The 11,716-nt window shown below is 71.0% G+C and carries 7 protein-coding genes; all 7 read right to left on the bottom strand.

Going from position 1 to position 11,716, the window contains the following annotated elements:
• Window positions 1-3: 3 nt before the first annotated feature.
• Window positions 4-993 carry a MoxR family ATPase gene (locus VNJ48_RS15300; RefSeq protein ID WP_325603599.1) on the bottom strand — a complete coding sequence of 330 codons (990 nt, stop codon included), beginning with the start codon at window positions 991-993 and terminating at the stop codon, window positions 4-6.
• Between the two features lie 40 nt (window positions 994-1,033).
• A complete protein-coding gene (locus VNJ48_RS15295) occupies window positions 1,034-3,658 on the bottom strand; it encodes a hypothetical protein (RefSeq protein ID WP_325603597.1) in 2,625 nt (874 codons plus the stop codon).
• Complete coding sequence (locus tag VNJ48_RS15290; protein ID WP_325603596.1) at window positions 3,655-7,965, bottom strand: FtsK/SpoIIIE domain-containing protein; 4,311 nt, start codon at window positions 7,963-7,965, stop codon at window positions 3,655-3,657. The genes VNJ48_RS15295 and VNJ48_RS15290 overlap by 4 nt, the downstream gene beginning before the upstream one ends.
• Before the next feature lie 103 nt (window positions 7,966-8,068).
• Window positions 8,069-8,332, bottom strand: a complete 264-nt coding sequence (locus tag VNJ48_RS15285; protein ID WP_325603594.1) for a hypothetical protein — start codon at window positions 8,330-8,332, stop codon at window positions 8,069-8,071.
• An 89-nt stretch (window positions 8,333-8,421) separates the two neighbouring features.
• Entirely contained in the window at window positions 8,422-10,323 is a 1,902-nt protein-coding gene (locus VNJ48_RS15280) for a peptidoglycan-binding domain-containing protein (protein ID WP_325603592.1), read from the bottom strand.
• Window positions 10,324-10,473: 150 nt separating this feature from the next.
• Window positions 10,474-10,746: a WXG100 family type VII secretion target gene (locus tag VNJ48_RS15275; RefSeq protein WP_325603590.1), complete on the bottom strand. Its 273-nt coding sequence runs from the start codon at window positions 10,744-10,746 to the stop codon at window positions 10,474-10,476.
• Window positions 10,747-10,826: 80 nt separating this feature from the next.
• The gene (locus VNJ48_RS15270) at window positions 10,827-11,672 is read right to left on the bottom strand and encodes a hypothetical protein (protein WP_325603588.1); all 846 of its coding nucleotides are present in this window, start codon (window positions 11,670-11,672) and stop codon (window positions 10,827-10,829) included.
• Window positions 11,673-11,716: the final 44 nt, after the last annotated feature.

Genomic DNA, 11,716 nt, shown 5'->3' with positions numbered 1-11,716 from the left:
TCCTCAGACCTGGTCAGGCTGTGGCGGGGCCACTGTCTCCAGCACCTCGGACACCACGGACGACTGCGTGTGCCCCGACAGCACGGCGTCGCGGGTGAGCACCGTGCGGTGGGCGAGCACGGGCTCGACGAGACGGTGCACGTCCGCGGGGATGACGTAGTGGCGGCCTCGCGCTGCGGCGTACACCTGGAGGCAACGGACCAGAGCGCGCAGCCCGCGCGTGCTGGCGCCGAGCCGCACCCGCTCGTCGTGCCGGATCGCCACGCCGATCTCGCGGACGTAGCGCAGGATCGGGTCGGCGACGTGCAGGGTCGCGAGCGATGCCGAGATGGCAGCGATCTCGCCGGGCGTGGAGATGGGACGGACGTCATCGATGCGACCGGCCGTGCTGCCGGGGCGGAGCACCTCGATCTCGTGCTCGGCGTCGGGGTAGCCCAGCGACGTCTTGACCAGGAACCGGTCGAGCTGCGCCTCGGGGAGCCGGTAGGTGCCGTCGAGGTCGACCGGGTTCTGGGTCGCGATGACCAGGAACGGTGCCGGCACGTGGTGCGTCTCGCCATCGACGGTGACGGTGTGCTCCTCCATCACCTCCAGCAGCGCTGACTGCGTCTTGGCGGCAGCGCGGTTGATCTCGTCGGCAAGGACGACGTTGGCGAAGACGGGGCCAGGTCGGAACCGGACCTGGCTGTCGCGCGGATCGAAGACGCTCGTCCCGGTCACATCGCTGGGCAGCAGGTCGGGCGTGAACTGCACGCGCCGGTGCTCACCACCCAGAGCCTTGGCGACCGCTCGTGCCAGCGTCGTCTTGCCCGTGCCGGGGACGTCCTCGAGCAGCACGTGGCCGCCGGCGAAGGTCGCGATCAACACGAGGTCGATGACTGCCCGCTTGCCGTGGATCGCTGACTCGATCGAGTCGCCGAGGGCCTGGTGGAGGCGACGGAACTCGACGATGTCGCGCTCGGTGGGCGTCGGGGCAGTGATCAGAGTGGTCAACCTGGATTCCTTCGGTCGGTGCCCAGCCTCATGGGGCTGGTCAGGGACAAATCTTCGGGCATCCGCCGTCGCCTTCGGTGTAGACGGTGAACGAGTGGGCGGCGCTGCTCACCGAGGCGCCCGCTCCATTGGTCGCATGGAACGTGACGGTGTGGGGGAAGGACCGAGGCCTGAGCACGGGTGGGTTGTCGATGGACAGTGTCAAGGACAGGTCCGAGCACGCCATGGTGCCGGTCTCGGTCCGAGGTGCGGTCCGGCTGCCGTTGCCCCGGTGCGTCCATGTGCACGTGCCGGAGAAGTTGCGCCAGTCCGCCGGTGGATTCAAGGTCAACACGACCTCGCCATACCCCTCAAAGACGCCGCTGTCGTCGGTGCCCGTCACCATCTGGAATCCACCCGCCGGCATCCTGGCCGCGCCGGCGCTGTAGGTGCCGATGGTGGCGCTGCCAGCCGGACCCGTGCCTTCCGCGTTGGTGGCGACCACCGAGGCTGTCACCTGCCCGTAGTCACAGGTGTCGGTCTGGGAGTCGGCGCACGGGATGGTCACGCTGGCAGAGGTGGTGCTCACCGTCGTGCTCTGGCTGGTCGCGGGGCTGCCGCCGGTGACGGTGACCGTGTAGGAAGCGATGGCCGAGCCATTGTCCGGCGCCGCAGACCAGGTGACCGTGGCCGTGGTCGAGCCGGCGTTGTAGCTGGCCGTGGCCACCGAACCAGAGACATCTGTGGGGGCGCCGGGGCGCCCCGTCGGGGTGACGGCGTTGGAGGACCCGGAGGCGCGTCGCTCAGCGCTGCGCACGGCGGTCACCACGAACCGGACCGTGCTGCCCACGGCCACCGTGACGACGCCTTGGCGGATGGAGCCGTCGAACGTCCCGAGGTTGCCGCCGCTCGCGGCTGAGATCTCGAAGCTGGCCGCGGCCGGACCAGCGTGGTTCCAGTCGACCTGGACCTGTCCACCGCTGAGCGCCACGGCACTCACACCCGTTGGTGCCTGGAGGTCCGCCGCAGGAGGCGGGGTCGGTGTCGGGGTCGGGGTCGGTGTCGGTGTCGGTGTGGGGGTGGGGGTCGGGGTCGGGGTCGGTGTCGGGGTCGGGGTGGGGCTTGGTGTCGGGGTGGGCGCCGGGGTGGGTGTGGTGGTGGACGTGGGGATCGGTTCCGTGGTGGACGTGGTGGTGGGGACCGGCGTCGGAGGTCCGGTGGTCGGGGTGGCGGTGGGGGTCGGGGTCGCTACCGGATTCGTGCCGTTGCCCTTCTTGCCTCCGTTGGAGTTGGAGGGGTTGTCCTTGTCCGGGTCGCGCGCGCCCTTGTCCGAGCCGGGGTCGGGGGTGAGGACTGGGTCCTGGTTGGGCTTCTGCGGGGTGTTCGGCGGCTGCGCCTGTGGGGTGTTCTGCGTGGGCGGGATCCTGGGCGGCTGCACGGGTGGAGTCGTGGGTGGGAGCTGGGCCTGGGTCGCAGTCTGCGGGGTGATGGTGGGCACGTCGTCGTTCTTGCGGACGATGGTCTTGGTCGAGCCGTCGGCGTTGACCACGACGCCGTTCTCGGAGCCTTGCGCATTGATGAGGAGGTTGTCGTCGTCGAGGACGAGCTCGGGATCTTCCGACCCCGGTGTGGGGATCTCGACACCCGCGTTGCCGTCGGCATCGAGCTGGATGACCTTGCTCTCGCCCAGGCAGGGGACGTAGATGCGGTCGCGGAACACCTCGGGGCGGCCGGGTTCGGCGCAGCCGATGCCTCCCACGTTGACCTCGCGGACCTGATCCTGGGTCACGATCACCACGGTCGAGGAGTCGGGCGCTGAGGCCGCGGTCAGGTCGGAGTGGGATTGCCGGGGTGCGGCAACCTCGCCCATGAGGTCGGCGCTGCTGGCAATCACGTCGTGACCGGTCCCGACCTGGTAGACGATGCCGGCGTCGGGTCCGAAGACTGTGACGCCTTCTTCGTGGCCGACGAGCACCGAGCCGGGGCCGCTGTCGTCGATCTGCTGGGTGTCCTCGGTGGTGAACTGCTGGGAGGTCTCGGACCAGCGCAGGCTGGTCAGGCGGCCTGTGGTGTCGAGTGACCAGACCAGGCCGGTGTCGTCGATCGTTGCGTCGGCGAGGCCTTCGTCCTCGAGCCAGACGGTGCCGAGCTCGTCGCGGGTGAGCGGGTCGACGGCCGAGACCGTGCCGATGCCCCGATCGACGAGGTAGACGGTCTCGCCGTCGGTCATCGTCTCGGCGGCGCCGTGTGGGGAGACACGGCGGTTGCCGGAGCGGATCAGGGTGCTGACGTCGATGGCCGACATGACGCCGGCGGTGTTGTCGATGACGTAGAGCTGGTTGTCGTACTGCCCCAGGCTGAGATCGTTGCCGTCGGACCCTTCGATCTCGAGGCGAACTTCGGGCTGGCCGGTGGCGGGATTGACCTGGATGACGTCGCCGTGGGGGTCGTCGGTCAGCCACGTGACGCCGTCGGCGATGTCGACGGCCGTGCGCGTGAGGCCGTCGCCGACGAAGAGTCCGGTGATGAGCGAGGCTGCGACCACCAGGACCGAGACCTCGGCCATGCCGGTGGCCTGGCGACGGGAGAGCCGGCGCCGTAGTCCGGCCGCGCCCAGTCGGGCGCGCCAGCCCCTGACCGCCCCGTCGGTCGCGGCCGGTCCCTGGAAGGTGTTGTCCTGCGTCATCGAACGCCCCGATCGTCCTGTGTCTGCTGGTGTCGCCCGTCCGTCGTGACCAGCTGGGCCACGACGGCGTTGCCGCCATCGCACCACACCCCACGACCCGGTCCGGTGAGCGGTTCGGTGGTCTTGGTCGGGACGGTCACTCCGAGAACCTCTCCATCGTTCCACTCCGGCTGCAGGAGGAAGCCCCGCCGCCCTTGGCGTACAGCGTCGACGAGGGCGCCCACGCTGCCCCGGACCCTCGCCTGCGTGGTGTCCGCGGTGGCCAGGAGTGCGATCCTCGTCGGATGCTCGGCCACCACTCGCAGGAGGTTGTCCCTGGCGGTGCGGGAGTCCGCGTCGACTCCGGCTTCAGTGTCCCAGACCTGGGCGTCGTCCACCATGACCAGGGAGCACGATCCGGAACCTTCCGCTTCGGTCCTCAACCACTCCTCGAGGCGCTCCATGGTGGCCACGGCGCCGGCCTCGCGGATGACATGGACCGCCTCGTCGGCCCTGCTCAGCAACAGCTCGACGGCGTCCAGTGCGCTTGTGCGTCCGGACCTGCCACGGCCAGCGATCAGGATGGGGCCGGCCAGGAGGTCTGCCTCGACGATCGACACGGCGTCCGCATCGACACCGAGGGCGATCCGGGTGCCGACGGGGGCTGGCAGGAGCGCCTGGTCGAGCCGCGTGGGCATGGCCGGGACGGGCGCTCGGACGCGGTCCCCGACCACCGGTCCAAGCAGCTCCCCGATCGCCGCGACCCGCTCGGCCTGCGCAGGGGTGCCGGCTCCGCCGGTCGTGGCGACCTGGATGCTTCGCTTGCCGAACAAGCCGGCACCGGCCGGGGTGTCGGAGTCGAGGACGTTTCCCGGGACGCCGAGCATCAGGTAGTCGTCCGCTGTCGTCATCCGCATCACGATCCGCTGACCGAACGAGGCCGACAGCGAGCTGGGCACACCGCCGCGGCCGGGGACGGTCGCGATGACGTGCACCCCGACCCGACGCCCGTTCTGCAGCACGGACTGCAGGTGCTCGATGTGCTCGCGGGCCACGCCGCCCGCGCTCTCCAGCGACTCGACCAGGGCAGGGAGATTGTCGATGGCGACGTAGACGCGGGGGAGGGAGATGCCCGTGCGCGACAGGTCGGCGAGGTCGGAGCACCCCCGGGAAGCCAAGGTCTGGGTGCGCTCGCGCATGGTGCGTCGGAGCAGCCTGATCAGGCGCAACACCCGGCCGGTGTGCGACTCCGGCACGATCGCCTCGACCGTCGGCAGACCGGCGATCGCGGTGAGGCCGCCGCCGGCGAAGTCCAGTCCATAGACGTACGGCGCAACGCTGCCCGGGCACGAGGCGTCGGACACCGACGCCGCGATCAGCGCGGTGCGCAGCAGCTCGGTCTTGCCCGAGCCGGACGCGCCGTAGACCAGCAGGTGCCCCACGCTGGCGAAGTCGATGGCCAACGCGGGCTGACGCTGGGCAGCCGGCTCGTCGATCCGGCCGATGATGACGTGGCCGGAGGTGTGCTCTGCCGCTTGCTCGGCCAGGTCGGTCTCATCGAGCAGGAGCTCCGCGGGCAGCGGCGGGAGCCAGGGCTGTGCCGGCGCGGACAGGCCACTGCGCTGGAACGCGGTGGTGATGGTGGTGACGCACCGCTCGAGGTCGGTGCGCGGGTTGAGGCGGGCAGCGACCTGATCGAGGTCGGGCTCCCGACCGGCGGCGGTGAACGCGGACACCTCGACCGCCACCTCGCTGCCGGCGAGCGGCTGCCGGGCTCCGGTCCACGCGGACTGGACGAGCTCGGCGGTGCCGTGCCCCGTGCGACGGATCCAGGCCCGGCCGGGAGTCCGCCGGGAGATGTGCGCCGCGTCCGGCGCCTCGATCACGTCCTGCGAGTCGTCGCGCGACGACACCCGCAGCGCGATCCGCAGGTCGGCGTTGGCGCGGATGTTGCCGGTCACCACTCCAGCAGGGCGCTGGGTCGCCAGCATCACGTGCATGCCCAGGGAGCGGCCACGCTGGGCGATGTTGACCATGCCGTCGACGAACTCGGGCACCTCGGCGGTGAGGGCGGCGAACTCGTCGACGCAGATCAGCAGGCTGGGCGGAGCGGCGTCGGGGCGCTCCCGCTCGAGCTGGACGAGGTCCTTGACGCCGTACTCCCCGAGCAGGTGCTCGCGCGCAGCGATCTCCGCGCTCAGGGAGGTGAGCGCCCGGCTGACGAGCGCGGGCGTGAGGTCGGTGATGTAGCCGACGGTGTGCGGCAGGTCGCCGCACTCGCGGAAGGCCGCCCCACCCTTATAGTCGACGAGGAGGAAGTTGATCCGCGACGGCGGGTTGTTGAGCGCCAGCGAGCAGATCAACGACTGCAACAGCTCGCTCTTGCCGGAGCCGGTGGTGCCGGCGACGAGGCCGTGGGGGCCGTCCTCGCGCAGGTCGAGGGTGACCACCCCGTCGACACCGGCGCCGATCTGGGCACGGAGCCCGGTGGACTGGGACCACCGGCGGATCACAGCGTCGGCGTCGTCGAGGTCGCTGAAGTCGGGGCTGACGTCGGAGAGGCGGACGTGTGCGGGGATGGCGGTGCTGGCGGGGAGCACAGCTGCCTCGTCGACGTAGGCCGTCATCAGCCGGGCCGTGCGCCAGGCGTGCTCGAGAGTGACTCGGTCGGCGAGGTCGATGGTCGCGACGCCGCGTCGGTCGCTGAGGTTGACGGTGCCGCCGGGACTCGTCGACAGGTCGATCAACAGCGTGGTGGCAGCGGGCACCTCGGCCGCCGATCGGCCGAGCCAGACCAGGTGGAGCTGTCGATCCGTCGCGGAGGCGGCGATCGCCTCGACGGTGCGCCGGCTGAGTCCGGCCTCCTCGTCCACGAGGCAGATGGTGTGGGCCCGCTGGCCGTCCTCGCCGAGGATGTGGTCGAGCAGCGCGCTGCCGGCCTGCACTCCGACGGCCACCGGCGGCTCGCCCCCCTCGCGAGCAGCGGCGTGCGGGAGCCAGCGCAGCCAGGCCTCGTGGCCGCTGCGGACGCGCCCGAGGCAGCCGGCCACCGACAGGTCGGTGGGCGAGTGGTCGAACGCCAGCCGCAGGAGCATGGCCCTGACCAGGGCGTCCACGTCGTCCGGCTCGCCGGTGATGGCGACCAGGGAGTGCTGTGCCAGGTCGGCGAGCACGGGCATGTCCTCGAGTCGGTCGCGCCCCGCGAGCTCGGCCGCGACCTCCCGGCGGGCCTGCCTGTCACCGCCGTCCTTGACCTCGCCGCGGAGCAACGCCGGCACGGTGCCGATGCCCAGGCGCGTCACCAGGAAGGCGTCGCGGTCCTCACGCCGTGCCCACAGGTAGCGGTCGCGGCCGGCGGCCCGGCTGCGCAGGGTCTCGGCGTCGGCGTAGTCGTCGTGGAACCGTTGACGCTGGAGGACGGCCTGGTCGTCGATGGTGGTGATCAGCGCATCGACGTCCTCGCGCCACTCCTGGAGCTCCTCGAGGAACTCCTTCTCGGCCTGCTTGCGCTGCTGTCGCCAGCCGAAGTAGCCGACGAGCGGCCAGGCCAGCATGTACACGAGCGCGTAGGGCGTCTGGCTGCGCATGAACATCGCCAGCCCCATCACCACCGGCAGGGCGAACATCGCCCATGGGAGGGGCGAGGGACGACGCTTCTCCGGTGGGGACGGGACGTCCAGGGTCTCCTCGGCGAGGGGGTTGCCGAAGCGGGGCGGCCGGAAGACCGAGACCACCGGGTCGGTGCTGGCCACCTCGCCGGGCTCGATGACGACGGTGCTGCGGCCGAGCCGGATGGCGGTGCCCCAGTCGACCTCGCGGGGCGAGGTGACGCGGAGGTCGCCGACGGTGGTGCCGTTGGCCGACCCCTCGTCGTACACCGTGGGTCGGGCACCGAGCTCGATGCGGGCGTGCTGCTGGGAGACCAGGGAGTCGGTGAACCGCATGGTGCAGTGGGCCCCGCGACCGAGGCTGACCGAGGAGCCGCGGACGTTGAGCCGCTGTCCGCGGTCCGGACCCTCGGTGACGTGCAGCACGGCGCGCGGCTTGGTGGTCTGCGCCGGCCGGTCGCGCCAGGCGTGCGGGGCGCTGATGACGTCGATCAGGTCGCCGGTGCGGAGTCCGCACTCGGAGAGCGGTCGCTTCGCGGGCCACGGGTGCGTCCCGTCCAGGGGGACCACGTCGAGCCGGCGCTGGTCGGGGGCGAGGTGCTGGCCCAGGGCCCGGGCCAGGTCGGCGACCGTCGCCTCCGGTCGAGCGTGGACCTCCACGTCGACCGAGGGCAGGCCGCTCTCGGGGGCACTGCGCACGGACAGGGTCCAGGTGGGCATCGTGCCTCGCTCTCGTCGGTGGAGCTGATGGGACTCAGAGGTACATGGGGAAGCGGGCTTGCGGGGCCGCCGGGCTGACGCCGGGCGGCCCCGCAGGGCGCGATCAGCTGGAGACCTGCTCCTGCTCCTGGGCCTGCTGGTTGATCAGCTGGGAGAAGCCCTCGAGCGCCTGGGAGACCTGGCGGAGGTTGTTCATGTGCTGGTCCTCCCACGTCTGACGAATTCGCTCGGCATCGGCGCCGGTCCACTCCCAGCCGTTCATGACCTGGGTGTACTGCGCACCGAACTGCTCGATCTCCTGGGCTCCGCGAGCGAAGGCCTGCGCCGCCTGGGTGCCGCCCTCGACGTCCATTCCCTTGATAGCCATCTGATGTCTCCTTCTGTGTGGTGGTGCTCATTGGTGGGTGGTGGTGTTGCGGTGGTGGGTGGTGCGTGGTGAAGCTGCCCGCGACCCGATCAGTTGCGGAGATTGCGGCGGACGACCGTGGTCGCCTCGGCGGCGGTCAGTCGACCGTCCTTGTTGATGTCGAGCTGGCTGTTGTCGCGGTAGGCGTTCGAGCCCTCCCGGAAGAGCACGTCGTCGGGCGCCGCGGGGCGTCCCGCCAAGATGCTTGTGTAGACCGCCTCGAGGCTGCCGAGCTTTCCGCGGTGGTGCTCGAAGTACTTCTCGACGTAGGGGAGCTGCTCGGTCGCGGTCATCCGGGACAGCTGCTCCTGGGTGACACCGAGGCCTGCTCGGGTGTCGTCCATGAATTGGATGAGGCCAAAGGCGCTGCTCTTGGGGTTGTCGGCGCGCGGATCGAACCCGGACTCGTAGGACATCGCAGTGAGCAGGTGCTCGGGCTTGGTCCCGAGCCGTTGCGCCACGCCCTCGACGCCGCGGAGGAACTCCGGAGTCACGTGCCTGTTGCCCTGCACGTGCGCGATCTTGGTGTAGTCGAAGCCGTCGGGGGACGTGTAGCCGCTGCCGGGCCGGATCGCCATCGGGTGGTCGTTGCGATAGGCGTCGTACGCCGCCTGCGTGTTGCGGCCCCAAGCGCCGTCCGTGCCCTTGGTGTCGTAGCCGGCCTCGGTCAGGCGACGCTGCAGCTCGCTCACGCCGGCGCCGCGGCTGCCGCGACCGTTCTGGGTGCCGAGCTCCTCGATGCGCTTGTCAGTGGCCGCGCCGCTGCGCCCGGCCAGTGCAGCGCCGCCGAGCCCGAGAGCGGCTGCGCCACCGGCCACACCGGCGACTGCGCCGTACGACCCGCTCCCCTCGCGAACGGTCCCGTCCGCGGTCGGCGCACCCAGCGCCGCGTCTCCGCTGGCACCGCTGTCGGGAGTGCTGCCGCCGATCCCGGCGAGGTTGCCGTTGCTGTACGACGACAGGCCGGTGCCCGACTCGTCACCCCCTGCGTCGGGGGAGCCGAGAGGCGACCCGCCGCCGATCGAGGACGACCCGAGGCCGCTCGAGCCGCCGCCGATGTCCGCGGGAGCGCCCCCGGCAGAGCTGCCGATTCCCCCAGCGCCCCCGCCGACTCCAGGTGTCTGTCCGCCGATGCCGCCGATGCCGCCGATGCCGCTGGTGCCGCCGGTGGTCGCGAAGTCGGGCGAGCTGCTGGCCGAGGTGCCGTCCCACGAGCCGATCCCGCCGGCCGAGGATCCGCCCAACGTCGACTGGCTCAGGGTGTCCAGGCTGCCGACGTGGTCGCGGGTCGCCCAGGACTCCTGGCTGCCCGAACCACTTCCGAACGAGCCGGACCCGACGGCGCCCGAAGGTGCGAACACGCCAGGGGACGTGGCCGAGGCGGGCAGGTTGCCCATGGAGGCGATGCCAGGGGACGTGGCCGAGGCGGGCAGGTTGCCCATGGCGGCGAAGCCCGAGCCCGTGTCGGAGGTGGCGCCGGGGGCGAGGGCGGGGACGAGACTGCCCTCCCACACCCCGATCCGCTGTGCGGGCATCGAGCCCCCGGGAGTGGAGTAGGAGATCGCCGCACGCGGCGCCCCGGTGACCTCACTTCCGCTGTTGCTGACGTCGTCCTGGTCCTGCGCGTTCTGCATCAGCACCTTGGCCATCAGGCCGAGTGCTTGCGAGATGCGCTCGAGCCACGGGACCACCGTGCCTTCGAGGTAGTCGGCGTAGGCCGCGCTTGCGCCACCCGTGAAGAACGACGCGGCGCGCAGCGCCATGATCAGCATCCGGAGGTACTGGATGACCTGGTCGGTCTTCTCCTTGCCCTCCTGGCACTCCTCGCCTGCTTCGCGGAGTGCGTCGGTGTCTGCTCCCATGAAGGCCATCGCGGTTCCCCTTCGGTTCTGGTCTGACTCGATCGAGCTCGGTGTCCGGTCGAGCCGGCGTCTGGTGGTGAAGTCAGCCATCTGTTGCGGCTCTGGTCGAGGCCTGAGGGGGTGGAAGGTTCCGGGTTGTCAGCCCCTCCAGACCCGGCAACCGGGTTCGGAAAATGCCGAAGACCGCCGGAGGTCCGGCGGTCAACGGGTGGGTGGCTCGCGGCTGGGGCGCCGCTGGGGTCAGGCGCTGGCCTGGTCCTGCCGGTCCGCGTGTACGACGAGCTGTTGGGCCTGGTCGGACAGTGACTGGGCGGCGTTCTGGGCGTTGCTGACGAACTGGGCGACGTCCTCGCCGAAGCGCGACCCGTCCTGTCCGGGCCACATGCTGTTGATGCGCGAGGCGATCGCGTTGGCGCTGCCGATCACGTCGCCGATCTGGGCGGAGCCCTCGTTCATGTCGCGCGCGACGCGACGTCCCTCTTCGGTGTCCATTCCTTGTACTTGCTGAGCCATGGCGTCCTCCTCTTCCGGTCCGCGAGAGGGCCTCGCGAAGGTGGTCTCCGGCGGACGCTAGGCACTGAGGGGCGCAGGGGCTAGGGCGAGGGGGGTGGAAGGTTCCGCTTCGCAGCGGCCCTTTCGACGGCGTCGAGGTCCTCCGCAGTCACCAGTCGGACCTCCGCGGTGCGTCGTCCGACGGCGAACCGGACGTTCTGGGCGCGGCCGGCGCCGGCCCGGAACGGGTCGTCCTTGGCGCTGAACGCCAGCGACGAGATGGCCCGGATGGCGTCGTCGACCCGCTGGGCACGCTCGAGGTTCCAGGCGTAGCCGTGCCAGTGGAGCACCCGCTCATAGATCTCGCGGTTGGAGGGTGGTCGCGGATAGTCGTCGGTGCCGGTCAACCATGGCTCGGCGAGCGCGAGCGCGGCGTACCACTCACGCGAGTGCGGCAGCAGGCCCGGCGAGGGCGCTGTCGCCGTCGCGTCGAGGTCCTCGTCCACCTCAGGCCGGACGCGCTCGGCCGGTGTCGGCGTGGAGGTGGCGACGTCCACGACGATGGAGAGGTCCTCGAAGGCGTCGCGAGCCGTCTGGCGCCCGCGCATGACGATCATCGCGTTCTCTCCCTCGTCGAGCAGCAGCGACATGCCTTCGACCAGGGTCACGCGTCGTGCTCCGCCCGGGGCGTCGAAGAGGCTGGACACCTGGGTCTCCCCGGCGCCGTGCCAGCGCAGCCGGGCGATCTCCTCGCCGATCTCGAGCTCGCCCAGCAGCCTCGACACGTGCGGAGCGCAGCGGGGGAGTGCCAGCGCCGTGACCCGCAGGGCCTCGTCGGGGTCATCCTCGGGCAGGGCGTGGTGCGGCGAACGCCCGAACAGCAGCGTCTCACCGGTCCCCAATGTTGCCGTAGGAAGACCAGCCCCCCGCAACGTCACCCGCAGCATGAGGTGAGTAGACCACACGCGTGGCAGGTGAACACGTGTCCACC

Source organism: Nocardioides sp., assembly GCF_035576065.1.
Taxonomy (GTDB): domain Bacteria; phylum Actinomycetota; class Actinomycetes; order Propionibacteriales; family Nocardioidaceae; genus Nocardioides.
This window is presented reverse-complemented; position numbering and strand designations above follow the sequence as displayed.